This is a genomic window from Actinocorallia sp. A-T 12471 (assembly GCF_033875155.1).
Taxonomy (GTDB): Bacteria; Actinomycetota; Actinomycetes; order Streptosporangiales; family Streptosporangiaceae; genus Actinocorallia.
The window spans coordinates 1,015,863-1,041,532 of the sequence record NZ_JAWZTE010000001.1 but is presented as its reverse complement, the minus strand read 5'-3'; the positions used below and the strand labels follow the sequence as shown (position 1 = coordinate 1,041,532).

At 72.3% G+C, this 25,670-nt stretch carries 19 protein-coding genes, 2 tRNA genes and 2 pseudogenes; 6 read left to right on the top strand and 17 right to left on the bottom strand.

The window, feature by feature from the left end:
- Positions 1-8 precede the first annotated feature (8 nt).
- Positions 9-209, top strand: a complete 201-nt coding sequence (locus R9X44_RS04835) for a hypothetical protein (protein ID WP_319812716.1) — start codon at positions 9-11, stop codon at positions 207-209.
- Positions 210-282: 73 nt separating this feature from the next.
- On the opposite strand, the gene R9X44_RS04830 is transcribed toward R9X44_RS04835, so the two are convergent.
- The 4 genes from R9X44_RS04830 to leuC all read right to left on the bottom strand — a co-directional run bounded on the left by R9X44_RS04830 (position 283) and on the right by leuC (position 3,196).
- Positions 283-561: an HU family DNA-binding protein gene (locus tag R9X44_RS04830; protein ID WP_230612500.1), complete on the bottom strand. Its 279-nt coding sequence runs from the start codon at positions 559-561 to the stop codon at positions 283-285.
- Between the two features lie 158 nt (positions 562-719).
- Positions 720-980, bottom strand: coding sequence for a hypothetical protein (locus tag R9X44_RS04825; RefSeq protein WP_319812715.1), 261 nt, complete (start codon positions 978-980; stop codon positions 720-722).
- Between the two features lie 203 nt (positions 981-1,183).
- Positions 1,184-1,771, bottom strand: coding sequence for a 3-isopropylmalate dehydratase small subunit (gene leuD, locus R9X44_RS04820; RefSeq protein WP_319812714.1), 588 nt, complete (start codon positions 1,769-1,771; stop codon positions 1,184-1,186).
- A gap of 27 nt (positions 1,772-1,798) precedes the next feature.
- Entirely contained in the window at positions 1,799-3,196 is a 1,398-nt protein-coding gene (gene leuC, locus R9X44_RS04815; RefSeq protein ID WP_319812713.1) for a 3-isopropylmalate dehydratase large subunit, read from the bottom strand.
- 80 nt (positions 3,197-3,276) lie between these two features.
- Between leuC and R9X44_RS04810 the strand changes: the two genes are divergently transcribed.
- Positions 3,277-3,993: an IclR family transcriptional regulator gene (locus R9X44_RS04810; RefSeq protein ID WP_319812712.1), complete on the top strand. Its 717-nt coding sequence runs from the start codon at positions 3,277-3,279 to the stop codon at positions 3,991-3,993.
- On the opposite strand, the gene R9X44_RS04805 is transcribed toward R9X44_RS04810, so the two are convergent.
- The 8 genes and pseudogenes from R9X44_RS04805 to R9X44_RS04770 form a co-directional block, all read right to left on the bottom strand.
- On the bottom strand, positions 3,990-4,763 hold the full coding sequence (locus tag R9X44_RS04805; protein WP_319812711.1) for a class I SAM-dependent methyltransferase: 774 nt from the start codon (positions 4,761-4,763) through the stop codon (positions 3,990-3,992). The genes R9X44_RS04810 and R9X44_RS04805 overlap by 4 nt on opposite strands.
- 63 nt (positions 4,764-4,826) lie before the next feature.
- Positions 4,827-6,557, bottom strand: a complete 1,731-nt coding sequence (locus tag R9X44_RS04800) for a long-chain fatty acid--CoA ligase (protein ID WP_319812710.1) — start codon at positions 6,555-6,557, stop codon at positions 4,827-4,829.
- A 114-nt stretch (positions 6,558-6,671) separates the two neighbouring features.
- Entirely contained in the window at positions 6,672-8,279 is a 1,608-nt protein-coding gene (locus R9X44_RS04795) for an AMP-binding protein (RefSeq protein ID WP_319812709.1), read from the bottom strand.
- A 71-nt stretch (positions 8,280-8,350) separates the two neighbouring features.
- A complete protein-coding gene (locus R9X44_RS04790) occupies positions 8,351-9,205 on the bottom strand; it encodes an EamA family transporter (RefSeq protein WP_319812708.1) in 855 nt (284 codons plus the stop codon).
- Positions 9,206-9,552: 347 nt separating this feature from the next.
- A complete protein-coding gene (locus tag R9X44_RS04785; protein WP_319812707.1) occupies positions 9,553-9,963 on the bottom strand; it encodes a VOC family protein in 411 nt (136 codons plus the stop codon).
- A 48-nt stretch (positions 9,964-10,011) separates the two neighbouring features.
- Positions 10,012-10,404: a helix-turn-helix transcriptional regulator gene (locus tag R9X44_RS04780; RefSeq protein ID WP_319812706.1), complete on the bottom strand. Its 393-nt coding sequence runs from the start codon at positions 10,402-10,404 to the stop codon at positions 10,012-10,014.
- Positions 10,405-10,824: 420 nt separating this feature from the next.
- A pseudogene (locus R9X44_RS04775) lies at positions 10,825-11,901 on the bottom strand (PLP-dependent aminotransferase family protein); the annotation flags it as partial.
- 573 nt (positions 11,902-12,474) lie between these two features.
- Positions 12,475-12,663 (bottom strand): annotated as a pseudogene (locus R9X44_RS04770) (GntR family transcriptional regulator); the annotation flags it as partial.
- A gap of 91 nt (positions 12,664-12,754) precedes the next feature.
- Between R9X44_RS04770 and R9X44_RS04765 the strand changes: the two are divergent.
- Both R9X44_RS04765 and R9X44_RS04760 read left to right on the top strand, forming a co-directional pair.
- Positions 12,755-13,408 (top strand): pyridoxamine 5'-phosphate oxidase family protein, encoded by a 654-nt coding sequence (locus R9X44_RS04765; RefSeq protein ID WP_319812705.1) that lies wholly within the window; start codon positions 12,755-12,757, stop codon positions 13,406-13,408.
- Positions 13,409-15,237: 1,829 nt separating this feature from the next.
- On the top strand, positions 15,238-18,294 hold the full coding sequence (locus R9X44_RS04760; RefSeq protein ID WP_319812704.1) for a hypothetical protein: 3,057 nt from the start codon (positions 15,238-15,240) through the stop codon (positions 18,292-18,294).
- Between the two features lie 50 nt (positions 18,295-18,344).
- Here R9X44_RS04760 and R9X44_RS04755 read toward each other — a convergent pair whose 3' ends face one another.
- Positions 18,345-19,037, bottom strand: coding sequence for a hypothetical protein (locus R9X44_RS04755; protein WP_319812703.1), 693 nt, complete (start codon positions 19,035-19,037; stop codon positions 18,345-18,347).
- A 293-nt stretch (positions 19,038-19,330) separates the two neighbouring features.
- Here R9X44_RS04755 and R9X44_RS04750 point away from each other — a divergent pair, with 293 nt between their 5' ends.
- Entirely contained in the window at positions 19,331-19,702 is a 372-nt protein-coding gene (locus R9X44_RS04750) for an ATP-binding protein (protein ID WP_319812702.1), read from the top strand.
- A 61-nt stretch (positions 19,703-19,763) separates the two neighbouring features.
- Complete coding sequence (locus tag R9X44_RS04745; protein ID WP_319812701.1) at positions 19,764-21,245, top strand: serine/threonine-protein kinase; 1,482 nt, start codon at positions 19,764-19,766, stop codon at positions 21,243-21,245.
- A 21-nt stretch (positions 21,246-21,266) separates the two neighbouring features.
- Here R9X44_RS04745 and R9X44_RS04740 read toward each other — a convergent pair whose 3' ends face one another.
- From R9X44_RS04740 to R9X44_RS04725, 4 genes are all read right to left on the bottom strand, one after another.
- Positions 21,267-23,525 carry a HelD family protein gene (locus R9X44_RS04740; protein ID WP_319812700.1) on the bottom strand — a complete coding sequence of 753 codons (2,259 nt, stop codon included), beginning with the start codon at positions 23,523-23,525 and terminating at the stop codon, positions 21,267-21,269.
- 72 nt (positions 23,526-23,597) lie between these two features.
- Positions 23,598-23,670: transfer RNA gene (locus R9X44_RS04735), tRNA-Glu, on the bottom strand.
- A gap of 55 nt (positions 23,671-23,725) precedes the next feature.
- Positions 23,726-23,801 (bottom strand) — tRNA-Glu (locus R9X44_RS04730).
- Between the two features lie 161 nt (positions 23,802-23,962).
- Positions 23,963-25,666, bottom strand: a complete 1,704-nt coding sequence (locus tag R9X44_RS04725) for a hypothetical protein (protein WP_319812699.1) — start codon at positions 25,664-25,666, stop codon at positions 23,963-23,965.
- Positions 25,667-25,670 lie beyond the last annotated feature (4 nt).

Sequence of the window (25,670 nt, the reverse complement as noted above, 5' to 3'; positions counted from 1 at the left end):
TGACTGCCATGCAGGGCACCGTGAAGGACTTCGACACCGCGACGGCCTCCGGCAGCGTGCTGCTCGACGACGGGAGCGAACTCCCCTTCGACGGCGACGCCTTCGCCGCAGGCGGTCTGCGCCTCCTGCGCTTCGGCCAGCGGGTGAACCTCGCCTTCGACGGCGTCAGGATCACCGCCATCACGCTGTCCACCCTCCCGCTCCCCTGACGCCCCCGCCGCGCCGTCCCCGGGAACACGAAAACGCCCGCACAACCGGCGTGCGGGCGTCTCGCGTCTAGCTCTACTTGCCGGCGACCAGGTTCTTGAAGTCGGCGCCGGCCTTGAACTTGGGCACCGACGTCGCGGCGACCTCGATCGTCTTGCCCGTCGCGGGGTTCCGCGCGGTACGGGCGGGGCGGTGCGCCTTCTCGAACGAACCGAATCCGGTGATGGCCACCTTCTCGCCCTTTGCCACCGTCGTCTGGATCGTGTCGAGGAACGCCTCGACGGCTTCGGCGGCGTCCTTCTTGCTGCCGTTCAGCCGTTCGGCGATCGCGTCGACCAGCTCACGCTTGTTCATAGGGTTTACTCCTCCGGCTTCCCCCGTTGCGACCCCGAAACTAAGGGCATCCACCGGGCCGCACAATCACCTTGTCGTGAGTTTTCCCATGTCATGGGCGAATCCAAAGGCAGATATCGCCCTGCTTATGGTGATTCGTTGGGAAAAGTCGCTCGGCCTCAGGAGCGGGTCGGACCCGCGTCGACGTCGGCGTCGTCGGCCTCGATGAAGGTGTCGATGAAGGCCGACAGCCGCCGCGCGGCCAGCTCGTGATCGCGCTTGGCGAGGTCGGTGATCGCCAGGAGCTGGCGGTGCAGCCGCTGTCTCGACTCGCGCGGCAGCGGCGAGATCCGCTGGTGCGCGGTGCGCAGCTGGGCCGCGAGCAGCATCAGGACCGGGTCGTCCCAGGCCGGTCCGTACCGGTCATCCTCAGCACCCATGTCGTCATTGTCGCAGCCGCCTCCGACAGCCGAACCGCTTGGGACCCCAAAGCCCACCGGACAGCGCGAAAACGGACGCGCGCCCCCAGAACTGTACGTTCGGGGGGCGCGCGCTCGGACGAACGGCGGCCGCGCGTGGTGGGCGGCCGCCCATCACTCGGCCTTGGTGCGGGCCGGGGTCTTGGCGGAGCCTCGCGGGCGGCCTAGAGCGTGGCGGGCAGCCAGGCCGGACGCGCCTGCTCGAAGGCGGCGATGTCGTCGGCGTGGCGGAGCGTCAGGCCGATGTCGTCAAGGCCCTCGATCAGCCGCCAGCGGGTGTAGTCGTCGAGGTCGAAGGAGGCGACGAGCTCGCCGCAGCGGACCTCGCGGGCCTCCAGGTCGACGGTGATCTCCGTGGTCGGGTCGGCCTCGGCGGCCGCCTGCAGCTCCTCCACGATCTTCTCGTCAAGGATCACGGGCAGCAGGCCCATCTTGGTGGAGTTGTTGCGGAAGATGTCGCCGAAGCGCGGCGCGATCACGACCCGGAAGCCGTACTGCTGCAGCGCCCACACCGCGTGCTCACGCGACGAGCCGGTGCCGAAGTCCGGGCCCGCGACCAGGATCGACGCGCCCTCGTAGGCCGGGTTGTTCAGGACGAACGAGGGGTCCTCGCGCCAGACCGAGAACAGGCCCTTGTCGAAGCCGGTGCGCGAGACCATCTTCAGCCACACGGCCGGGATGATCTGGTCGGTGTCGACGTTGCTGCGCCGCAGCGGCACCGCGCGGCCCGTGTGGACGGTGAACTTCTCCATCGTGGATCTCCTTGTCAGGCCGGGCGGCTACAGGTCGGCGGGGGCCGCGAGGCGCCCCTTGACGGCGGTGGCCGCGGCGACGGCCGGGGACACCAGGTGGGTGCGTCCGCCCTTGCCCTGGCGGCCCTCGAAGTTGCGGTTCGAGGTCGACGCGCTGCGCTCGCCCGCGACCAGCTTGTCCGGGTTCATCGCCAGGCACATCGAGCAGCCCGCCTCACGCCACTCCGCGCCGGCCTCGGTGAAGACCTGGTCGAGGCCCTCGGCCTCGGCCTGGAGCTTGACCTTGACCGAGCCGGGCACGATCAGCGCGCGCAGGCCGTCGGCGACCTTGCGGCCCTTCAGCACCTCGGCGACGGCCCGCAGGTCCTCGATCCTGCCGTTGGTGCAGGAGCCGACGAAGACCGTGTCGACCTTGACGTCGCGCAGCGCGGTGCCGGCCTCCAGGCCCATGTACTCCAGCGCGCGCTCGGCGGCCTGGCGCTCGGCCGGGTCGGTGAACTCCTCGGGCGACGGCACCGACGCGCCCAGCGGCAGGCCCTGGCCCGGGTTGGTGCCCCAGGTGACGAACGGGGTCAGCGTGGAGGCGTCGATGACGACCTCCTTGTCGAACACCGCGTCGTCGTCGGTCTTCAGGGTCTTCCAGTACTCGACGGCCTTGTCCCACTCCGCGCCCTTCGGGGCGTGGTCGCGGTCCTTCAGGTAGGCGAAGGTGACCTCGTCGGGGGCGATCATGCCGGCGCGCGCGCCCGCCTCGATCGACATGTTGCAGACCGTCATGCGGCCTTCCATCGACAGGTCGCGGATCGCCTGGCCGCGGTACTCGATGATGTAGCCCTGGCCGCCGCCGGTGCCGATCTCGGCGATGATCGCCAGGATCAGGTCCTTGGCCGTGACGCCGGCCGGCAGCGCGCCCTCGACGGTGACGGCCATCATCTTCGGCTTGATCTGCGGCAGCGTCTGGGTGGCCAGGACGTGCTCGACCTCGGACGTGCCGATGCCGTGCGCGAGCGCGCCGAACGCGCCGTGCGTTGAGGTGTGGGAGTCGCCGCAGACCACGGTCATGCCGGGCTGGGTCAGGCCCAGCTGCGGGCCGATCACGTGCACGATGCCCTGGCCGCCGTCGCCCATCGGGTGCAGGCGCAGCCCGAATTCCGAGGCGTTCTTGCGCAGCGTCTCGACCTGGGTCCGCGAGACCGGGTCGGCGATCGGCTGGTCGATGTTCTGGGTGGGGACGTTGTGGTCCTCGGTCGCGATCGTCAGGTCGGGGCGGCGGACCTGGCGGCCGGACATGCGCAGGCCGTCGAACGCCTGCGGCGAGGTGACCTCGTGAACGAGGTGCAGGTCGATGTAGAGGAGGTCGGGCTCGCCCTCGACCCGACGCACGACGTGCGCGTCGTAAACCTTGTCGGCCAGTGTGCGGCCCATCGGTGCACCTCTCTCCGTTGAGATCTTCATCATCGTCCCCCCGAGTTGCGTCTCATCTATCGAGACGGCAATATCGAGGTATGGACAACTCTAGCGGAGTCGGCGTACTGGACAAAGCAGTTCTCGTCCTCAACGCCCTCGAAGCCGGCCCCGCGTCACTGGCCCAGCTCGTCACGGCCACCGGCTTGGCCCGCCCCACGGCCCATCGGCTCGCCGTCGCCCTCGAGCACCACAGGATCGTGCACCGCGACACGCAGGGCCGCTTCATCCTCGGGCCGCGCCTGGCGGAACTGGCCGTCGCGGCGGGCGAGGACAGGCTCCTGGCGATCGCCCAGCCCGTCCTCACGCAGCTGCGCGACCTCACCGGGGAGTCCGCCCAGCTTTACCGTCGGCAGGGCGACGTGCGCGTGTGCGTCGCGGCGGCGGAACGGTCCAGCGGCCTTCGGGACACGGTACCCGTCGGCGCGTCGCTGCCCATGACCGCCGGATCGGCCGCCCAGGTCCTGCTGGCCTGGGAGGAGCCCGACCGGCTGCACCGCGGCCTGCGCGGCGCGAAGTTCAGCGCCGCGACCCTCGCCTCGGTCCGCCGCCGCAACTGGGCCCAGTCCGTGGGCGAGCGCGAGCCCGGCGTCGGCTCGGTCTCCGCGCCCGTCCGGGGCAACGGCGGCCGCGTCATCGCCGCGATCTCCGTCTCCGGCCCGCTGGAACGCCTCAGCCGCTCCCCCGGACGCACCCACGCCGGCCCCGTCGTCGCGGCCGCCGAGAAGATCTCCGAGTCCATGCGCCGCAGCGCCTAATTCGCGACCGTCAGGCGCAGCTTGCTGTGCGGGGACGGGCCCGCCTCCCAGTCGTCCATGAACAGGGCCTTGAGGCCGTGGGCCTCGGCAAGGGCGGTGAGGGTGTCGGTGCGGTAGTAGAAGTCCTCCTGGAGCACCTGGTGGTCGGCGCGCTCGGTGCGGTCGAAGGTCAGGTCGAAGAACGCGTCGGGACGCATGATCCGGCCCACGTGCGCGAAGCACTCGTCTATCACTTCGATGGGTGTGTGGTTGAACACACTGTGCGCGTGGACGACGTCGAAGTGGGCGTCAGGCAGGCTGGAGAAGGTGAGGTCGGCCACCAGCGTCAGGTGCGGGAGCTTGTCTTGCAGGCCGTACTGGACGACGGTGTCGGACGCCGCAAGGAGGATGTCCGGCGAGATGTCCACGCCGTGGTAGCGGCCGGCGTCCAGGTAGCGGATCAAGCGCCAGCCCGCGCGCAGGTTCCCGCAGCCGATCTCCAGCACCGAGTGACCGGGCAGGAGGCCGTGCGCGCGCAGATAGTCGAACTGACGCCGCCCGTTGCGCAGCCAGTGACCGTGACTCGGACTGCCGACGGCGTCGAACGGGCTCTTGTCGGCCACCTCCGCGCGCATGACCTCCCGGTAGTAGGCGACATGGTCCGGCGCGCCCGCGCGCAGCACAAGGTCGCGGGCGTACCGGCTCAGGTAGGGCCGGATGCGCGACGGATGCCGCATCGCGTGCCCCACCTGGAACAGAAGACTCGAGCGCTGACGCTGCGTGAAGGCCATGGCACGATTCGTACACCCTGGGTGACGGTCGTGCCACTCGAACGTCAGGCGGCGGTCACGTCGTTACGCGTACAGGCCGTCGATCTCGTCGGCGTACTTCTCGTGGATGGGCTTGCGGCGCAGCTTCATCGTCGGGGTGAGCTCGTCGCCGCCCGGCTCCCAGTAGCCGCCGACGATCGTGAACTTCTTGATCTGCTCCACCCGCGACAGCTTCGCGTTCGCCTTGTCCACGCCCTCCTGGACCTGCGCGATCAGGGCGGGGTCCTTGGCGAGCACGTCAGGGTCGGCGGAGATGCCGTTGGCGGCCGCGTAGCCCGCCGCGCCGTCGGGGTCGAGGGAGAAGACCGCGACGTTGTAGGGCCGTCCGTCGCCGACCACGATGATCCCGCCGAGCAGCGGGTTGTGCGCCCGCAACGTGTTCTCGATGTTGCTCGGCGACATGTTCTTGCCGGCCGCGTTGATGATCAGTTCCTTCTTGCGGTCGACCAGCGTGACATAGCCGTCGGCGTCGACCGTCGCGACGTCGCCGGTGTGCAGCCAGCCTTCGGCGTCGATCGCCTCGGCGGTCTTGTCCGGGTCGTTGCGGTAGCCCTTCATCACCCACGGGCCGCGCACCAGCAGCTCGCCGTCCTCGGCGATCCTGACCTCCAGGCCCGGCAGCGGCCTGCCGACGGTCCCGATGCGCGGCGCGTCGATCGGGTTGGAGATCGCCACCGACGTCACCTCGGTCATCCCCCACGCCTCCACGACCCGCAGGCCCATCGCGAGCAGGAACTCGAGGGTCTCCTTCGGCGCGGCGGCCGCGCCGGAGAAGGCGTAGCGCATCTCGTCAAGGCCGAGGAGCTGGCGGATCGTGGCGAAGACGAGCTGGTCGGCCAGCTCGTACTCCTTGGCGAGTTCCTCGGGCACCGGCTCGCCCGCCTGCTCCAGGCGCACCTTGCGCAGGCCGACGTCGAACGCCCACTCGGCGGCCTTGCGCTTCTCCTCGTCGGCCCCGGCCAGCAGCGCCTGGATGCCGTTCTTCATCTTCTCCCACACGCGCGGGACCGCCGCCCAGACCGTCGGACGGACCTCGCCGAGCGCGCCCAGGATCTGGGTGATGTCGGCGACCGACGTCACGACAGTGCCGTGCAGCATGTGCAGCCAGTGCGAGGCCATCCGGTCGACCGCGTGCGCCGACGGCAGGTAGGACGTGACGCGGTCGCCGCGCCTGACCTCGAAGCCCTGCGCGAGCGCGTAGGCGTTGGCCAGGGCGGCCCGGTGGGTCGTCTCCACGCCCTTGGGCGGGCCCGTCGTGCCCGAGGTGTAGATGAGCGTGATGACGGCGTCGGGGTCGGCCTTCCGCCACGCGGCCTCGAAGTCGAACTCCTCGTCCGGCTCGAGCGCGTCGAGGTCGGCGACGTCGATGAGGTGGTCGAGGGAGGCCGCGCCGCCCTCGGTGAGCCGTCCGACGAACTGCTCCTCGGCGACCGCGATCTTCGGGCCCGCGTGGCCGATGATGTAGGCGATCTGCTCCGGCGAGCTGGTGTTGTAGATCGAGAACGGGATCGCGCCGAGGTGCAGGGCCGCGCTGTCCACGAAGTTGAACTCCGGGCGGTTGGTCAGCATGAGCGCGATCCTGTCGCCCGGGCGAAGGCCGAGCTTGTGAAGCGCGCGCGCTAGGCGCTCCACCTTCGCGGCGTACTGCGCCCACGTGTAGCTCTGGGCTCCGCCCGGAGTACGCAGGGCCACCTCGTCGGGGATCTCGGCGACCGTCTTCTGGAACGCCTCTACGAGGGTCTTGGGGTGGGACATGGGCGGGCTCCCGGGGAGAGTCGGAGTGCGGTGCGGTGCGGGGGGTCCTGCTCTGCTTGCCGGTCTTGCTTGCCTGCGTCTACGGGTTGCTTCTGTGGTGCTGCTGCTGTGGGGCTACTTGGTGAGGGCTCGTGCCGTGCCGTAGTCCGCCTTGCCGTTGGGCAGGCGAAGGTCGCGCTCGGTACGGACGAACGTCTTGGGGATCTTGTAACGGGCCAGACGCGCCGCGCACGCCGCGCGCAGGTCGTCGTCCGACAGGTCCTCGGTGAGCCTGACCACCGCGACGATCTCGGTGCCCCACCGCTCCGAGGGGCGGCCGAGCACCAGCGCCTCGGCGACCCCGGGCAGCGCCCGCACGACGGCCTCGACCTCCTCGGCGAACACCTTCTCGCCGCCGGTGTTGATCGTCATCGAGTCGCGGCCGTGCATCTCGATCGTCCCGTCGGCGAGGTGCCGCGCGCGGTCGCCGGGCAGCACCCAGCGGCGTCCGCCGATCTCCAGGAACGTCGCGGCGGTCTTCGCGCCGTCGCCGAGGTAGCCGAGCGGGATGGAGCCGCCCTTGGCGAGCCAGCCGAGCTCGGCGTCACCGGGGGCGAGCAGGCGGGCGCGGTCCTCGCTGACGACCGCCGCGCCCGGCGTCGCCTGGAAGGGGGTGTCGCCCGCGCCGTAGCGGGTGATGTGCAGGCCGCTTTCGGACGACCCGACCACGTCGAAGATCTTGGTGTGCGGCATCAGCTCGGCGAGCCGCGCCTTGGTCGCCGGGTTGATCGCCGCGCCCGAGTTGATCAGATGTCGGATGCGCGAGGTGTCGCGCGGGGCGCGCTCCAGCTCGGCGACCAGGGGGCGGACGAACGCGTCGCCGACGACCGGGATGCGGGTCGCGCCCTCGCGCTCCATCAGGTCGAGGGTGCCGACGGGGTCGAACCTGTCGACGGCGTCGGGGATGAGGACCGTCGCGCCGCCGAGCCAGCCGCCCAGGGCCGTCCAGGTGCCTGAGCCGTGCATCATCGGCGGGAGGACGAGCACCTTCGCGCTCTGCCTGGCGACGGCGATATCCACGACTTCGCTTAGGGACTCGTAGCTTGAGCCGTCCTTGCGGAGGATGCCTAGCGGGCCCTCCACGAGGTCCTCTATCCGCCACAGGACGCCCTTAGGCATGCCGGTGGTACCGCCGGTGTACAGGATGTGCAGGTCGTCGCCGTCCGGGACGGCGTCAGGCGCTCCCTCGGGGGCGGCGGCGAGGGCGTCGTCGTAGTCGAGCGCGCCGGGCAGGAGGGGGTTGCCCGAGTCGTCGGCGACCTGGAGGAGGAGCGGCCGCTCCGCGAGGGAGGGCAGCACGCGTTCCACGGCCGGCGCGAACGCCGCGTGGTAGAGGATCGCCTTCGGGCGCGCGTCGTTGAACAGGTAGACGAGTTCGTCGTCCACGTACCTGTAGTTGACGTTGAAGGGGGCCACCCGCGCGCGGTGCGCGCCGACGAGCCCTTCCAGGTAGGCGGGGCCGTTGTGCAGGTAGAGGGCGAGGTGGTCGTGGTTCGACGTCCACGGCTCGGCGCGCTCTCCGGTGCGGCCGAGGCCGTGGGCGTCAAGGACGCGGGCGAGCCGCCGCACGCGGTCGGCGGTCTCGGCGAAGGTGCGGCGGGTGTCGCGCCAGACCACCGCCTCGCGCGCGGGGATCGCGTCGGCTATCGCTTCGAACAGGTTCGCCAGATCCAACCTAGCCATCCGGTGCGATCCCCCTTCTGAGTGACTTCCGGTAGTAAATCATCACTTACCGGTCATATAGAAGACGGATCTCACCCTAGAGTGACCAGGGCCACTCCCGTCAACGCCATCCCCAGGCCGAACCGCTGCGCCGCGCGCAGCCGCTCGCCGTGCACGACCCGCGCCAGCAGCACGGTGACCGCCGGGTAGAGCGAGGTCAGCACCGCCACGACGGTGAGCAGCCCCGCCGTGCTCGCGCGGAAGTACGCGACGTTCGCGCCGACGTCGATGACCGCCGCCGCGACGACGAGCGCGAACGTCCCCTTGACGCGCAGGGCGGCGCGCGGGTTCGTCGTCTTGCCGCGCGCCGCGAGGATCGCGAGGAGCACCACGAGGAGGACCCCGGCGCGCGAGGAGACCAGCGGCCACAGGCCCGCGCCGTCCCCCGCCTGGTGCAGCAGCACGAAGAACACCCCGAAGCCGAGCCCGGCGAGCAGCGCGAGCCCCGGACCCTCGGTGATCCGCCACCGGACCCGTCCGCCGCCCGGCTCCCTGCTGACGAACCCGATCGCGCCGACGCACAGCGCGACCCCGGCCAGCACCCGCGCCTCGGGCCGCTCCCCGAGCCCGAGGCCGACCGCGACCGGGACGACGGTCCCGACCATCGCCTCCACCGGGGCCACCACGCTCATCGGCCCCATCGCCAGCGCGCGGTAGAACGCGAGGAACCCGATCCCGCTGGCCAGACCCGACGCGAACCCCCACGCCAGCCCCGCGCCCGTCGGCGTCCCGCCCGCGAGGCCCGCGACCACCGCCGTGCAGCCGAGCCCGAGCGGAATGCTCACCAGCAGCACGGTCAGCGCCCCGGCCCGCCGCGAGGCGGCCCCGCCCACAAAGTCCCCGACCCCGTACATGACCGCGGCCGCAAGCGCCAGAAACGTCACCATGAGCCCCAAACCGTAACCCGCCCACCCCCACACCACGGCCCCCAGCCCCACCCAAAAAAGTTATCCACAGATTGTGCCCAACCCCGTTCGGAGCGTCGCGACGGGCGCATGCTGGGGGCATGACGAACACGATCACCACACAGCCCAAAACCACCCAACCCCCCACAAACCGACACCCCGAACCACCCACCCACCGGCCCCCGGAAGCAAGCACCGCGCCCCGCCCCCACACGACCCACGACGCCTGCCGGGACCCGGGAGGCAACGCCGCGACCCGCCCCTGCGCGATCCGCGACGCCCGTCGGGGAGGGCGCGCGGGTCCCGGGGCGGCGGCGCGCTCGCGTCCGCTAGGCGTTCGTCTGGCCGAGGCGGACGCGGTTGCCGAACGGGTCGCGCAGGCCGCAGTCGATGCCGTAGGGGCGTTCCGTCGGTTCCTCGGTGAACTCCACGCCGCGCGCGAGCAGCGTCTCGTAGGTCTTGCGGCAGTCGTCCGTGGTGAGGATCAGCCAGCCGCCCATCGCACCCTTGGTCAGCAGGTCACGCACCTGCGCGGCGGTCTCCTCCGACATCGCCGGAGGGCCAGGCTTCTCCAGGAGGATCTGCCGCTCGGGGTGCCCGGGGACGCACACGGTCAGCCAGCGCATGAAGCCCAGGTCCACGTCGACGGCGACCTCGAGGCCGAGCTTGCCGACGTAGAAGTCGAGGGCCTCATCCTGGTCGAGGACAAAGATCTGCGATTGCGTGATGGCGTTGAACATGGGGACAACGCTAGGGCGTGCGGACCTCGCGTACTTCTCCAAAACCGATCAATCCGCGGCCTCGGCCACGCCGTCCTGCGGGTCTTGGCGCGGCCTGGTCCAGGCCATCGTGAAGCAGGTCGGCGCCCCCGCCCGCACCGCGTTCTTCCGGTACTCGCGCGGCGAGCTGCCGACGATCCCGCGGAACGTCCGGCTGAACGTGCCGAGGCTGTTGAACCCCACCTCAAAACAGATGTCGGTCACCGGGCGGTCGGTGTCGCGCAGCAGGAACATCGCCCGCTCCACCCTGCGCCGCTGCAGGTACCTGTGCGGCGTCTCCCCGAACGTCGCCCGGAAGGTGCGGGAGAAGTGCGCCTCGGAGACATGCGCGATCCGCGCCAGCGCGGGCACGTCAAGGGGCCGCGCATACGCCCGGTCCATCGCGTCCCGCGCCCGCAACATCCTCCGATTGGAGTCCTCCACACCCGCATTCACGCACCCCATACCACCACACCACCCCCACCCACCCAACCCTCCACCAACCCCACCCCCACACGCTCAGCCGAAAAGACCCAACCCGCCCCCGCCACCACGCGGCCAGTCGGAGAAGCCCGACCCGGCCTCGCCGCCGCGCGGCCACTCGGAGAGCCCCAACCCGACCCCGCCACCGCGCGGCCAGTCGGGCAGGCCCGACCCGACGCCGGTCCCGTCGCCGCGCGGCCACCCGGAAAGACCCGACCCGACCCCGCCACCACGCGGCCAGTTGGAGAAGCCCGACCCGGCCTCGTCGCCGTCCGGTCAGTCGGAAAGACCCGACCCGACGCCGACGCCACTCGGTCAGTCGGGCAGGCCCGACCCGACGCCGGTCCCGACGCCGCGCGGTCAGGCGGGGAGGAGGGAGGCGAGGATCGTGCAGCCTCGGCGAAGCTCCTGCATGGTGGCCGTGGCGTAGCCGAGGACGAGACCGTGGTTGTCGTGGTCGCCCCGGGTGTAGCGCCTTGTGTCGTCAACGAGCACTCCGCGCGCCAACGCGGCCTCGGCCAGCCCGGCGAGGCGATCGCGCGCGACCGGGACCATCACGTGCAGCCCCGCGGTGTCACCGGTGACCCGGTCTCCAAGGATCTCCACGACCAGCGCCCGCCTACGCGCGTACTCAAGCCGCATCCTGCGCAGATGGCGGTCGAGGTCGCCGCGCTCCAACAACTCGGCCATGGCGTGCTGGACGGGCACGCTCGTGCGGTCCACGAGGTCGCGGCGCAGTTCCGCGATCCGGTCGATGGTCCCGGGCTCCGCGACGATCCAGCCGATCCCCGGGTCCGGGCTGAGCGTCTTGGACAGCGTGCCGAGCAGCACGACCCGCGAGGGGTCGAGCCCGTAGAGCGCGGGCAGCGGCGCGACGTCGTAACGGAACTCGGCGTCATAGTCGTCCTCGACGATGAGCGCCCCCGTCCGCCACGCCCACTCCAACAGCCGCTCCCTGCGCGCGATCGGCAACCGCCCGCCGAGCGGATACTGATGCGCGGGCGTCGTGTACAGCAGCGCGAGATCATCGGGCAGGCCGTCGACAAGAATCCCCTCCCGGTCCACCGGACACGCGACGGTCTCCGCCCCCCGCGCCGCGAAGATCGACCTGGCCCTCCCATACCCGGGATCCTCAACCCCCGCCCGTCGCCCCGCCGCGAACAACGCGGCGACAAGATCAAGCCCATTCCCCGTCCCCCGCGTAACGATCACGTTCTCCGGCCCCGCCACAACCCCGCGCGCCCGCCGCAAATGCTCACAAAGCAACACCCGCAACCGCGCCAACCCCCGCGGATCCGGATCATCCCCCGGCGGCCACCCCCCGACCGCCCGCCACGCCCGCCGCCACGCCGCCTCCGAATACCCCCTCACCCACGACCCCCCGGGCCGCAGATCAACCAACCCCACCCCCCGAGCCTCCCCCCTCCCAACACCCCCAACACGACCAGCCCCCCCAACCCCACCGAAGCTCCCGGCACCACCAGAACTCCCGGCACCGTCACAGCTCCCGGTACCACCAGAGGTCCCGGCACCACCGAAGGCCCCGGCACCGCCGGAGGTCTCGGCACCACCGGAGGTCTCGGTACCGCCAGAATTCCCGGCACCGCCACAGCTCCCGGCATCACCGGAGGTCTCGGTACCGCCAGAACCCCCGGCACCGCCGAAGGCCCCGGCACCGCTAGAGCTCCCGGCGCTACCGGAGGCTCCGGCACCGCCTGCGCTCCCGGCACCGCCGAAGGTCTCGGCGTCGCCGAAGGGCCTGGCATAGCCAGGACGCGTGGCACCGTCGGAGATCCCGGCGGCGCCGGCAGACGCGGCAGTGCTGACGGTCCCGGCGCCGCTGGGAGACGCGGCGATACCGACGGTCCCGGTGGCGTTGGCGCTTCCGGCGTCGCCGGAGGTCCGGGCGGTACCGGGGGAACTGGCTCCGTCGGAGGGCTTGGTGTCGACCACGTAGGTGCCGGAGCCGTGGCGGCCTTCCAGCCAGCCTTCGGCGTAGAGCTGTTGGTACGCCTCGGTGACGACGGTTCGGCTGACGGAGAGGTCGGCGGCGAGGGCCCGGCTGGAGGGGAGGCGTTCGCCCGCCGGGAGTCCGCCCGCGCGGATCAGCCGGCGCAGCGCGTTGGCGAGCTGGACGTGCAGGGGCTCGGGCAGGGCGCGGTCCAGGAGGAGGGGCAGGTCTGCGTGGGTCCTTGCCATGTGCGCGGGCCTCCCGGACAGAAAGTGGTCTTCGAGTATCGGTACGAAGTGGCCATGTAATACCGGTCCACTTGGTCGAAGGATAGGGGGCATGCTTTCCGCTACCGAACGCACCCGGCTGCGCCGGGGTGCGCACCGCGCGTCCACCGACCCGGCCGATCTGCACGCGATCCTCGACGCCGGACTCGTCTGCCACCTCGGGGTGGTGCGGCCGGACGGCGCGCCCATGGTCGTGCCGACGGGCTACGGCAGGATCGGCGACACCCTGTACCTGCACGGCTCCACGGGCGCGCGCTCACTGCGGCTGGAGGGCGAGGTGTGCGTGACGGTGACCCATCTCGACGGGATCGTCCTGGCGAGGTCGGCGTTCCACCACTCGCTCAACTACCGCTCGGCGATGATCTACGGCGTCCCCCGCAAGGTCACCGACCCCGACGAGCGGCTCGCCGCCCTGCGCGCGATCACCGAGCAGCTCGCCCCAGGCCAGTGGGACGTCGTCCGCGCCCCCACCCGCAAGGAACTCGCCGCAACCCTAGTAGTAGCCCTTCCCCTAACCGAGTCCTCAGTCAAAATCCGCACCGGCCCCCCCATAGACGACGAAGACGACTACTCCCTGCCCATCTGGGCCGGCGTCCTCCCCCTCCACACCACCTTCGGCACCCCCCACCCCGACCCCCTCCTCCCCCCCACCACCCCCACCCCCACCCACATCACAACCCGCCCCCACCCCTCCCCACCCACCTAACCCCACCCACCCCACCCCTCCTCCCCCACCCAAAACCCACCCAGCCCGACCCCCTACTCCCCACAAGACCCACACAGCCCAAAACCTAAGCCTCAGACCTACGCCCCATGAACCCCGCCCACCACGCCCGCCCGCCGCAAAGCCCAACCGGCGCACACCTGCACAACGCAGAACGCGCAGCGCGCCCACGCAACGCAAGGCCCAGACGGCAAGGAGCCCACGCGCGCGCAGCCCACAGGGCGTGCAGCCTGCGCGGACGTCTGCGCGACGCGGAACGCGCAGCGTGCCTGCTCGACCCGGAGCCCGGGCAGCTCGGAGCCCGCACGGCGTGCCGTCCCCGCGAACACCCGCGGCGCAAAGCACGGGCCTACGCGACCCGAGCTCCATGCGGCAAAGAGCCCATGCGGCGCGGAGCTCATGCGGCACGCTCGGCCGTCGCGAAACCCGCGCCGCGCGAAGCCCGTGCGGACAACCGCGCGACGCGGAGCGCGCAGCGGGCCTTGCACGACGCGGAAACCGGGCGGCACGGTGCCCGGGCAGCACGGAGCGCGCAGAGCGTGAAGCCCACGCGGCACTCCTGCCCGCCGCGAAGCGCGGGCGACTCGGAAACCGCGCGGCGCGAAGCTCACACAAACAACCGCGCGACGCAGAGCGCGAAGCGGGCCTACGCGACGGGAGGGCCGGGCGGCAAGGAGCCCACGCGGCGTGCAGCCTGACCGGCACGCCTGCCCGGTGCGAAACCCGCGCGGCGTGAAGCCCGTGTGGACGCCTGCGCGACGCGGAGCGCGCAGCGGGCCTGTGCGACGCAAAACCCGGGCGGCGTGGAGTCTGCGTGGTATGCCTGTCTGTTGTTGGGCCCAGGTGCCTCGCCTGCGTCGCGTGAAATCCGCGCGGACGGCTGTGTGGCGGGCCTGCGCGGTGTGAAGTCTGCGGGGCGTGGAGCGCGGGCGGCGGGCCTGCCCGTCGTGGAGACCACGCGGCGCGGAGCGCGCGGCGGGCCTGCGGGGCGCGAAGCCCGGGCGGGACGGTGCCCGGCTAGCGCGGAGCCCGCGCGAATACCTGGCGGCGCGGAGTCTGCGCGTGTGCGGGGAGGTCGGGTGGTGAGCCTGGCCTGTTGCGGAGCCCGGGCGGCGCGAGCCCACGCGGACTTCTGCGCGGCGCGGAGCGCGCGGTGGGGCTGCGGCGCGCGAAGCCTAGGCAGCATGGAGCCCTCACCGGCGTGTAGCCCGCGTGAACGGCTGGGCGGTGCGGAGTGCGCGGAGGGCTGCGGGGTGCGAAGCCTGGGTGGCACGGAGCCTGGGGGGCGTGGGATCCGGGCGGCATGCGTTTCGTTGTGAGGTTCGGGTGGCGCGGAGTAGGTGGGGTGCGGGACCTGGGCGGCGGGTCCGGGGGGCGGGGAGCTTGGGGGTGGGGTGCTTGTTTTGGGGCTCGCGTAGCGCGGGAGTCGGGTGGCGCGGAGGTTGGGCGGTGCGGAAGTCGGGGGGTGCGGAGCTTGGGGGGTGCGGAGCCTGGGTGGCGCGGAGGTTGGGGGGGTGGGGGTGGGTGTTGGGGAGGGTGGGGGTGGGGGGTGGTTTGGAGGGGAGGGGTGGTTGGTTGGTGGGGGTGGGGGTTTGTTGGGGGGGATGTGGAAAAGGGGTGGGGGTTTCTGGGAGATTGGGGGGATGGGGACGGAGGGGTTGTCGGAGGTTGAGCGGAGGCTTTGGGAGTGTTATCCGGATGGGGCGACGTTGGATTTGTCGCGGGAGGAGGGGGATCGGCGGATTCGGGCGCGGGTGATCGCGGCGTTGCTGTTGGGGGCCTCGGAGGCGGTGCCGGGGAGGTCGCCGGGGGTGCGGTTGCGGGGGGCGCGGGTCGTGGGGCGGCTTGAGCTGCGGGCGGCGACGGTCGGGTGCCCGGTGGTGCTGACCGAGTGCGAGCTCGACGAGGCTCCGCAGTTCATGGAGTCGACGACGAAGACCGTGCGGTTCGTGCGGTGCACGATGCCGGGGCTCGGGCTCGCGCGGCTGCACCTCGACGGGCTGCTGTCGCTGCGGGGTTCGGTCATCGCCGGGGAGGTGCGGCTCGACCACGCGCGGATCGAGGGCGAGATCCACATGACCGGCGCGCAGATCGGCGCCGGGCCCGGGAAGACCGCGCTTTACGGGGAGGGTCTGCGGGTCAGCGGTACCGCGAACTTCAATCGGGGGTTCAACGCGCGGGGCAGCGTGCATCTGACGCACGCGCGGTTCGGCGGCAGGCTGAACTTCGGGGAGGCCGCCGTGGAGGCCGCCGACCAGTGGGCCGCGCTGCTCGTGGACAACGCCCAGATCGAGGGGCCGTTCTCGCTGACGAACGCGTCGGTGCGCAATCCGGGGCGGGTGTCGGTGAGCGCGGGCGGCATCACCGCGCACGGCTCGGTGTGGATGAACCGGGGGTTCAGCGCCGAGGGCGAGGTGAGGCTCATCGGGGCGACGCTGCGCGGGCATCTGACGCTGAACGACGCGCGGCTCGACCGGGCGTCGCTGAACCTAGAGGGCGCGGTGATCTCGGGGCTCGAGGGGCGCGGCCTCGTCGTCGCGGGCGGGCAGGTCAGGCTGGTGAACGCGCAGCTCATCAGCGACGTCGTGCTGCCTGGCGCGCGCGTCACCGCCGGGCCGGACGGGGTCGCCCTGTCCGCCGACGGCATGACCGCCGCGACGGTGAAGCTCGACGGCCTGCACGCGACGGGCAGGGTCTCGCTGCGCAACACCCGGATCGGCGAGGTCGAGATCGACCAGGCGGTCCTCGTCGCGGGCCTTGACGGTTACGCGCTGCGGCTCGACCGCGCGCACGCGGGCGCGTTGTCGGCCGAAGGCGTCACGACCGAGGGACGGGTGACGCTGCGCGGCGCGACCTTCACGGGCGGGGTGCGGTTCGGCGAGTCCCGGCTGACGGCGGGCGACGACGGTCTCGCGTTCGTCGCCGACGGCATGGACGCCGCCCAGTTGTCCCTCAACTCCGCCTACGCGACGGGCCTCGTGTCCCTTGACGACGCCCGGATCACCGGCGAGGTCGACCTGCGCGGCATCGTCCTCGAGGGCGACACCGAGGGTTCGGCACTGACCGCTGCGGGACTTCAGGCGGGCGGCGTACGCGCGGCCCGCCTACGCGCCCAAGGGCTGCTCACCTTCGATGACGCACAGGTCACCAGAGAGATCGACTTCTCTTCCGTGTCCGTCTCGACCGACGCCACCGGCCTGTGCCTTTCGGCCGACGGATTGTCCTCGGGCGGCCTGAAGCTCGAGTCGGCAAGGGCGGGCGGCCGGATCTCGCTGCGCGCGGCCGCGATCTCCGGCGACGTCAACCTGATCGCCGCCGAGGTCGGCCGCGACCTCGAAGGCCGCGCGCTGTCAGCGGACGGCCTCCAGGCGGTGCACGTGCTCGGCTGGGACGCGCGGATCGACGGCAGGATCTCGCTGCGCGGCGCGCAGATCGTCGGCGATCTGGACCTGCGCCAGGCGCGGGTGTCCTCCGGGTTGAGCGGCGTGTCGCTGGTGGCGGGCGGGATGAGCGCGGCGCGGGTGAACCTCGACGACATGCACGCCGCGGGCCGTGTGTCGATGCGCGGCACCCAGATAGCGCGCGACATCTCGGCGCGCAACGCCCACGCGACGGCCGACGAGAAGGGCTACGCGTTCACGGTCGAGGGTTCGACCGCCGTCAACATCTACCTTTCGGGGCTCGTCGCCGACGGCATCGTGTCGGTGCGCGCGACGAACGTCAGCAGCGTCATCGACCTCGCCGAGGCGGTCCTGACGACCCCGGGCGGGATCGCGCTCGGCGCGGACTGGCTCACGGCGGGCGGGATCTGGGCGCCCGGCCTGTCGGCGGTGGGCCGGATCATGCTGCGCGGCTCGCAGGTGAGCGGTGAGATCCGGATCGAGAACTCGAGGCTTGAGGGCGACGGCGCGAAGGCGATCGTCGCCGACGGCCTGAGCGCGGGCTCGCTGCGGATGAACCACGCCAAGGTGACGGGCGAGGTCGCGCTGCGCGGCGCGCGGATAGTCGACATGGTCGACGGCAGGGACGCCGAGTTCTCCCATCCCGGCGACGTCGCGCTGCGGCTGTCGCTCGCCGACGTGACCGGCGACGTGTTCCTCGGCCGCGCGCGGATCGACGGGGTGCTGCGGGTCGCGGAGGCGAAGATAGGCCGCATCCTTCAGCTCACCGACGCCGACCTGGAGAACCCGGGAGGGCACGCGGTGGAGGCGCGCGGCCTGCAGGCCGGACGTCTGACGCTGCGTCCCGACAAGCTCGTCGGCGCCATCGACCTCGAGCACGCCAGGCTCGGCGTGCTGCGCGACGACCCCACGTCCTGGCCGGAGGTCATCGGCCTCAACGGCCTCACCTACGAGGCGCTCGAGCCGCGCCTCAGCGCCGAGCAGCGGCTCGACTGGCTGCGCCGCGACGACGACGGCTTCCAGCCACAGCCTTACGAGCAGCTCGCCGCGCACTACACGAGCACGGGCCAGGAGCGTGAGGCGCAGGCCGTCCTGCTGGCCAGGGAGCGGCGGCAGACCGACAACTCGTCGTGGACGGGACGCGTGTGGGGCCGTCTCCAGGACGTCACGGTCGGGTTCGGCTACCAGCCGCTGCGCGCGGCGACGTGGCTCGCGGTCATCGTCGCGCTCGGCTCGCTGGTGTTCGCCTTCTCCCCGCCCGAGCCGATCAAGGACGACGAGCACCCGCACTTCAACGCGGTCATCTACACGCTCGACCTGCTGCTGCCGATCGTCGACCTCGGCCAGGAACGCGCGTTCAACCCGGCGGGCGCGCACCAGTGGCTCTCGTTCCTGCTGGTCGCCGCCGGATGGATCTTCGCGACGACCATCGCCGCGGCCGCCGCCCGCACGATAGGCCGCCGCTGACGCCGCAAGCCCGGCCCCGCGAACGCGGAGCCGGGCGGTAGGCGACCGGGCTAGAGGGCCCGGGGACGGGAGAGCGCGAGGCCGAGGCCGAGGAGCGCCACGGCCAGCGGCCCGGGGAAGCCCGCCATGTACTGCAGGGGTGACATTCCCGTCACCAGGGCGAGCCCGCCGAGGACGAGGCCGACGACGCCGATCCACGTCGGGACCGCCTTGTGGCGCAGCGCGGCGACCGCGACGGTCACGCCGGTGAGGCCCGAGCCGACCCACAGCCACGGGATCGTGCCGACCCAGTGGGAGCCCATGGTCAGGAACTCGTCGGACAGGGTGCCGTCCTCGCCGTAGCCGAAGATCAGTTCGGTGTCGAGGCCGGTGCCCATGAGGGTCGCGACGGCCGTCAGCAGGAGGCCGGAGAACGCGACGAGGGGCAGGACGCTGTCGGCGGGCAGCGCGCCGCGCAGCCTGCGGTACAGGCCCGCGCCGAACACCGGGAGCAGCACCGTGGCGACCATCAGCGTGACGTGCATGACGATGATGGCGTTGGTGTGCTCGCCGAGTCCCTTGGCGACCTGGGCGGGGTCGTGGACGGTCTTCGGGTCGTAGGCCGCGCTGATGGCCATGCTGGCCTGGATTCCGGCGAGGCCGGCGACGCCCGCGGCCGCGCCCGCCCACGCCCACAGCGTCGATCCTCCCGCCGCGCTCGCCCGCGTCCGCCCGATCTGCTGTCTGCCCGCTGTCTCCGTCATCTTTCCGCCCGTTCTGAAGGTCCGTGCCGCCCGGTCGGCGGCAGGGCTCAACAGTCGCGGCCCGGACGTCCCGCGGGCCAGAGACCGCGGTCGTGGCCCGTGCGGAGCGCCGATCCGGACCGGCGTCCCGCGCCGCCGCACACCGCGCGGGCGGAACGCGGGACGCGGCACGGGCGGTGCGCGGGACCGCGCGCGGGACGCCGCACGGGACAAGCCGCGAAATCGCGCACGAAACCGCGTCATGGTCCGGGAGTTCGGGCGTCTGTCAGGAGAATCCCGAGGAAGGAGCCTCAATGTACGCCCGATCGCGTACCTGGAATCTCGACGACGTGCCCGCCCCGGTGCGGCACGCGCGCGGCGCGGCGGTCAGCACGCTCACCGAGTGGGGTCTCGCCGCGCTCGCCGACACCGCCGCCCTGCTGGTCTCCGAGCTCGTGACGAACGCGGTCCGGCACGGCAAGCCTCCGGTGCGGCTCACCCTGTCGGTGCGGGACGGCGTCCTCGGCGTCGGCGTCCGCGACGCGCTGCGCGACCCGCCCGCGCCGCGGCCGGGTGACGAGACCGGCGGTTTCGGTCTCACCGTGCTCAGCGCGCTGGCCGAGCTGACGACCACGCCGTTGCCGACGGGCAAGCTCGTCGAAGCGCGGCTGCGGCTTGTCCGGTGAGCGGGTGAGCCGGTGAGCGAACCGCCGGGTTCGTGGGGGTTCGTCGTGCGACGATGGTCGCATGGACCACTCCCCCGGCACAGTCGTCGCGGAGCGCTACCGGCTCATCCGGATCCTCGGCCGCGGCGGGATGGGCGTCGTCTGGCAGGCCGCCGATGAGCGGCTGCGCAGGGATGTCGCCCTGAAGCAGCTCGTCCTGCCGCCGGGGCTGAGCGACGAGACCCGCGACCAGCTCGTGGCGCGGGTCGAGCGCGAGGCCCTGGCGGCGGCGCGGCTGAAGCACCCGGGCATCGTCACCGTCCACGACAGGGTGACCGACGCCGGGGGCATCCCGTGGATCGTCATGGAGTTCGTGCGCGGGCGCTCGCTCGCCGACGCCGTCGCCGCCGACGGGCCCCTCGCGCCCGCCGAGGCCGCGCGGATCGGCCGGGCGGTCCTGGCGGCGCTGGAGACCGCGCACGCGCACGGGGTGGTGCACCGGGACATCAAGCCAGCGAACATCCTGCTCGAGGACGACAGGGTCGTCCTCACCGACTTCGGGATCGCCGCGGTCGAGGGCGAGGGGCACCTCACCCAGACGGGGTCGCTCCTCGGCACGCCGAGCTACATGGCGCCCGAGCAGGTCGCCGCCCAGCCCGTCACCTCCGCGGCCGACCTTTGGGCGCTCGGGGCGACCCTGTACTACGCCGTCGAGGGACGGCCTCCGTTCGAGGCCCCGACGGCGAGCGCGGTCTTCCTCGCGATCGTGCAGCAGACGCCTGCGCCGCCCGCCAACGCCGGACCCCTCACCCCGGTTCTGGAAGCCCTCCTCACCAAGGAGCCTTCCGCGCGCCCGACGGCCGGGGAAGCCGCCGAGTTGCTCAGCCTTCCGCCCGGCTCGACCGTACGGCTCCCTCCGGCGAGCCCGCCCCCGTGGACGCTGCCTCCGCACGTGCCGCAGACCTCGCCCCCGACGCCCCCGCCCGCCCAGCCGTACACGCCGGCCCCGTACGTGCCGCCGCGCGGCGGACGAGGCGGGGCCGCCTGGGTCGTCGCCGCCTGCGCGGGCGTCATCGCGGTCCTTGCTGCCGCCGCGCTGCTGATCCCGGACGGCTCGCCCGAAGGGTCGGGGCCGTCCACGGCGAACGGCGCACCGCTGCCGCCCGGCCAGTCGTCCGGCGGGCAACAGCCGTCGTCCGCCACGCCCACCGCGTCCGCCACGCCCACCGCGCTGACCGCGCTGACCGAGGTGCCCGAGTTCTTCGTCGGCACATGGATCGGCGAGATCACCGGCGCGCAGATCCGCAGGATGGAGATCGACAAGGGCAAGATCGGCGAGGTCGTCGTGGAGACGCGGACCGAGAGCGACGGCGCGCGCTGCGAGGGCGAGGGCACCCTGGTCTGGGCCGACGCCGACAAGATCGTGCTGCGCACCACGGTGACCGACAGCGACCCCGAGGGCGCGTGCGCGTCCGTCGGCCGCCAGACGCTCACCCGGCAGGACGACGGCTCGGTGGCCTACGAGTCCGACAGCGCCGACGGCGTCCTGCTGCGCGAGGGCTGACGGCCGCTCAGACGAGGCCGCTCAGGCGAGGCGGCGCAGGTGCGCGGGCAGCGGCCCGGCGTGCGCGACGGTCAGCCGACGGGTGGCGCGGGTGACCGCGACATACAGGTCGTGCCCACCCGAGTCGGACTCCGCGACGATCCCCGCCGGATCGGCGACGATGACGGCGTCGAACTCGAGCCCCTTCGACTGCCCGGCCGTGAGCACGACGACGGGCTCGTCAAGCGACTCGGGCGTGACGCCGGTCGGCGCGTCGGGCAGCGCGGCGGCGACCAGCGGAAGCCAGGCCGCCGACGTGATGACGGCGACCCGCCCTTCCCCGACCCGTACGCGTTCTGCCTCCACGAGCGCGGGCAGCTCGGAAGCCGAGTCGACGGCTACGGCCGTCGGAGGGTCGCCCTCCTCACGCACCGACTTCGGCGCTTCGGCCTTGGGGTCCACCTGGGCGAGGACATCTTCGGCGAGCCGCATGATGCCCGCGGGCGTCCGGTAGTTGACAAGGAGCCTGAGCTCACGCCAGCGGTCCCCCACGTACGGCGAGAGCATCTCCCCCCACGACCTCGCCCCCGCCGCGTTGCCGGTCTGCGCGAGGTCCCCGACGACGGTCATCGAGCGGGTGGGCACGCGCCGCATGACGGCCCGCCAGGCCATCGCCGACAGCTCCTGCGCCTCGTCCACGATGATGTGCCCGTAGGCCCAGTCCCGGTCCGCGAGCCGTTCGGCGGCGGTGACGGGCCCGCGGTCCTCCCGCTGCCGTTCTGCGAGGTCGGCGGCGGTCACGCCCTCGACCCCGGTCACCTGGAGCACCCCGAGCGCGTACCTGACCTCCTCCTCACGCAACGACTCCTCGCGGCGTTCCCTCGCCCGCTCCTCCCTGTCGTCGTAGCCGAGCAGTTCTGCCGCCTCGTCAAGGAGGGGCACGTCCGCGAGCGTCCAGGCCGCGCCCGGCTCCCGGTGCAGCGCGGCGAAGCCCGCCCCTTCAAGGAACTCTCGGTCGGCGTACAGGTCGGCAAGGAACTCCTGCGGGGTGAACTCCGGCCACAGCCCGTCGATGAGCGCGCGCACGGCGGGGTCCTGCCAGAGGACCTCCTTGGCGTACTCGGCGTCGTGCTCGTCGCGCAGCAGGGAGGAGTCGTCCTCGAGGATCTCCTTGAGCTCCTTGGTGAGGCCGCCCTCTTCGAGAAGCTTCAGCAGGGGTTCGTCGGCGGACTTCTCCATCCGCTCGAGCTGGTCCTCGGCGAGCGCGGCCAGCACGTCGTGGACGAAGACCCGCCTCTGGATGTTGTGCGGGGCGCGCAAGGAGAGCGCGTGCTCGTGCGCGCGCAGGGCGGCGACGGCGCTGAGCGTGACCGGCATCCCGTCGGCCTCGATCGTGACGTCGTCGCCGGGGACCGGCCTGCGGCGGTCGAGCGCGGCGCGCAGGAGGTCGGCCATCTCCGGGCCGCCCTTCACCACCGCGACGCGCGGCGGGTCCACGGCGGTGGCGTGGACGCCGGGGAACAGCTCGCCGGGCGTCGCGAGGCCGACGTCGGTCTCGCCGAGGCCGGGCAGGACACGTTCGATGTAGCGCAGGAACGTCGGGTTCGGACCGATGATGAGGACGCCCCTGCGGCTCAGGGTCTCGCGGTGCGTGTAGAGCAGGTAGGCGGCCCGGTGCAGCGCGGCGACGGTCTTGCCGGTGCCCGGCCCGCCCTGGACGACGAGGACGCCCTGGAAGGCCGCCCTGACCACCTCGTCCTGCTCGGACTGGATCGTGGCGACCACGTCGCTCATCCGGCCGGTGCGGCCCTTGCGCAGGGTCGCCAGCAGCGCCGCCTCGCCGACGAGCCCGTCGCGGTCGGCGGGACGCATCCCGGCGAGGTCGAACACCTCGTCGTCGAGGTCGACCACGCGACGGCCCCGGGTGTGGATGTGCCTGCGCCGGGTCAGCGGTCCGGGGTCGAAGGACGTCGCGGTGTAGAACGGGCGTGCTGCCGGCGCGCGCCAGTCGATCAAGACGGGTTCGCCCTCCTCGTCGCGCAGCCCCATCCTTCCGACATAGAGGGTGTCGCCGTCCCTCGCGTCGATCCTGCCGAAGCACAGGCCGTGCTCGACGGCGGCGAACTGGGCGAGGGCCCGGTACCGCTCGTACTCGGCGGTCTCGCGGTCGACCCGCTGCTGGAACCCGCCACCGCCCCCGGCCTGCGCCCGCGCCGACCGCTCGGCCCGCTCGCGCGCCGCGTCGAGCAGCCCGTAGAGCCAGGTGACCTTCCGCTGTTCCCGCTGGATCGCGCTTTCCACCAAGACCTAGCCGCCTTTGCACCGCAGCCGAAGAAGCCCCGATCCCTACCGGGATCGGGGCTCTCGCTAACGTACCTCCGAGCGGATTCGAACCGCCGCTACCGCCTTGAGAGGGCGGCGTCCTGGGCCACTAGACGACGGAGGCAGGGCCTGGGTGTTCAGTTGTCCTGCGGGTACTGCTTTCTTCACTTCCTGGGAAGTGGTACCTCCGAGCGGATTCGAACCGCCGCTACCGCCTTGAGAGGGCGGCGTCCTAGGCCACTAGACGACGGAGGCGCAGAGCCGATCCCCGATGGGATCAGGGGACTCGTTCCAGATCACCGGGCTCATCTTCGACCCGGCGCTCCAGCGAGGTAAACAATACCGGCTTCCCAGCCCAACGCAAAACGCGTTCCTCTGTACCCCCTGAACACCCTCTCCACGCCCCTGAACGCCCCTCACCGGCCGAGCCGGAAGAACCTGCCCGGACGGCCCTGTCCCGCCGCCTCGGCCGCCAGACGGCCGGCCAGCGCCTCACGCGGCCCCCTGGGCAGGCCGAGCCGCGCGACGAGGGGGCCGCCGAAGTGCTCGGCGAGCGAGATCCCGGCGTCGTCCCGGCAGTGGTGCAGGGCCGCCGCGAACAGCGCGGGCGGCGGCAGCGGGCCGCGGTCCGGCACGGTGATCGCGGTGAACTCCTCGGGGCCGAGCCCTTCGGGGTGGGCGGCCCGCAGGAGCCCGCCGAACAGCCGGAACTGCCGCGCCCCGTCGTCCGGATACAGCCGCATGACGGCGTCGCCGAGGTACCCGTGCGCGGCGACGGCCTCGCCGGGATCTCCCCCGTGCCCGACGAGGTCGAGGATCTTCTCGAAGGTCTCGGCGTCCGTGCCGGGCCGCGCCGCGACGTCGAGCAGCGCGCCGGGGTCGAGGTGGGCGAGCAGCCCGTGAAACTCCTCGGGCCGCAGCAGCCCGTCGAACTCCTCGACGTCCGACGCCCGCGCGCGCATGACCCCGGCGAGCGGCCCGTGCAGGGTCCCGGCCATCCGGCGCGCCTCGGTGACGGCCTCGGCGGTGATCCTCGTCCCTACCGAGAGCGCGAGCAGCACCCCGTACATCTCCTCGCGCGTCCGCGTGGGCAGGCGCGCGCCCGCGGCGGCGGCCAGCAGCCCGTAAGAGCCGATGATCTCAAGCCGCTCAGCACGGTGGTCGACGGGCTGTGGAAGGCCGGACAGCGCCTTCAGCTCCGCGAGGCACGCGGTGAGGTCATCGACCGCGCCGACGCGCAGGGCGGCGGCGAGCCTGTCGAGGTCGGGACGGACGGACGAGCCCTCCGCCGCCCTCCGGACCGCGGAAGGCAGCGGGACGGTCCCGTCGAGCGCATACAGGACGGCCTCGGGGTCGTTGAACGACATCGGTGAGGTGACCGACGCAAGCGCGCGCACGAGCACGTCACGGCTTGAGTGGGCGGCGAGGAGGTCGAGGTACGCACGCGGCGTGGAGGGGTGCTCTGGCAGCTCGGGCTGCCGCCCCCAGACGACGCTGTGGCCCCGGAGCCGCGGGGTCTGCGCGAACGACAGCCGGATGCCGTGGTCGGTGGTGCCGCTCACCCATGTCGAGACCGAGAGCCTGGCCCGCAGGCCGAACGGGAGCAGCGCGGCGACGTCGTCGAGGAAGCCGATGCGCTCGGCGAGGCCGAGGTCGCCGGGGTCGAGGACGGCGACCGGCTCGCCCGTCAGCAGCAGCGCGGCGGTGGTCAGCGCCTGGTCGCCGGGCCGTCGCGCGCCGCCCTGTCCTGCGAAGGTCACCGACAGCGCGCCCTCGGCGGGCAGTTCGACCCCGGCAAGGGCCTCGTAGAGGTCGCGGTATCCGATCCCGCCCAAGGCGAGTCCCGCATACGACAGGCAGAACAGCCGCCGACGCACCCCGAGCCTTCCGTACCTGTCGGGCACCGGAGCGGGCTCGTGCACGATCAGGCAGACCCGCGCCCTGACGTCCTGGCCGAGCCACCCGATCGTCACCTGCGGCAGGTCCTCCGGCGTGCCGACGGCGTAACGGTCGAGCACCCTCTCGAAGTCGCCCTTGCGCAGCTCCCCCGGCCCGTGCCGCACCCCCTTGCCGGGGTCGGCGCACGCCCACTCGACCCCGAGCGTGATCCCGTCCGCCATCCCG

What these genes read in the sequence shown, in the direction of transcription:
- R9X44_RS04835 (WP_319812716.1), top strand. Translation starts at nt 9, where the DNA reads ATGCAGGGCACCGTGAAGGACTTCGACACCGCGACGGCCTCCGGCAGC.
- R9X44_RS04830 (WP_230612500.1), bottom strand. Translation starts at nt 561, where the DNA reads ATGAACAAGCGTGAGCTGGTCGACGCGATCGCCGAACGGCTGAACGGC.
- R9X44_RS04825 (WP_319812715.1), bottom strand. Translation starts at nt 980, where the DNA reads ATGGGTGCTGAGGATGACCGGTACGGACCGGCCTGGGACGACCCGGTC.
- leuD (WP_319812714.1), bottom strand. Translation starts at nt 1,771, where the DNA reads ATGGAGAAGTTCACCGTCCACACGGGCCGCGCGGTGCCGCTGCGGCGC.
- leuC (WP_319812713.1), bottom strand. Translation starts at nt 3,196, where the DNA reads ATGGGCCGCACACTGGCCGACAAGGTTTACGACGCGCACGTCGTGCGT.
- R9X44_RS04810 (WP_319812712.1), top strand. Translation starts at nt 3,277, where the DNA reads ATGGACAACTCTAGCGGAGTCGGCGTACTGGACAAAGCAGTTCTCGTC.
- R9X44_RS04805 (WP_319812711.1), bottom strand. Translation starts at nt 4,763, where the DNA reads ATGGCCTTCACGCAGCGTCAGCGCTCGAGTCTTCTGTTCCAGGTGGGG.
- R9X44_RS04800 (WP_319812710.1), bottom strand. Translation starts at nt 6,557, where the DNA reads ATGTCCCACCCCAAGACCCTCGTAGAGGCGTTCCAGAAGACGGTCGCC.
- R9X44_RS04795 (WP_319812709.1), bottom strand. Translation starts at nt 8,279, where the DNA reads ATGGCTAGGTTGGATCTGGCGAACCTGTTCGAAGCGATAGCCGACGCG.
- R9X44_RS04790 (WP_319812708.1), bottom strand. Translation starts at nt 9,205, where the DNA reads ATGGTGACGTTTCTGGCGCTTGCGGCCGCGGTCATGTACGGGGTCGGG.
- R9X44_RS04785 (WP_319812707.1), bottom strand. Translation starts at nt 9,963, where the DNA reads ATGTTCAACGCCATCACGCAATCGCAGATCTTTGTCCTCGACCAGGAT.
- R9X44_RS04780 (WP_319812706.1), bottom strand. Translation starts at nt 10,404, where the DNA reads ATGTTGCGGGCGCGGGACGCGATGGACCGGGCGTATGCGCGGCCCCTT.
- R9X44_RS04765 (WP_319812705.1), top strand. Translation starts at nt 12,755, where the DNA reads ATGCTTTCCGCTACCGAACGCACCCGGCTGCGCCGGGGTGCGCACCGC.
- R9X44_RS04755 (WP_319812703.1), bottom strand. Translation starts at nt 19,037, where the DNA reads ATGACGGAGACAGCGGGCAGACAGCAGATCGGGCGGACGCGGGCGAGC.
- R9X44_RS04750 (WP_319812702.1), top strand. Translation starts at nt 19,331, where the DNA reads ATGTACGCCCGATCGCGTACCTGGAATCTCGACGACGTGCCCGCCCCG.
- R9X44_RS04745 (WP_319812701.1), top strand. Translation starts at nt 19,764, where the DNA reads ATGGACCACTCCCCCGGCACAGTCGTCGCGGAGCGCTACCGGCTCATC.
- R9X44_RS04725 (WP_319812699.1), bottom strand. Translation starts at nt 25,666, where the DNA reads ATGGCGGACGGGATCACGCTCGGGGTCGAGTGGGCGTGCGCCGACCCC.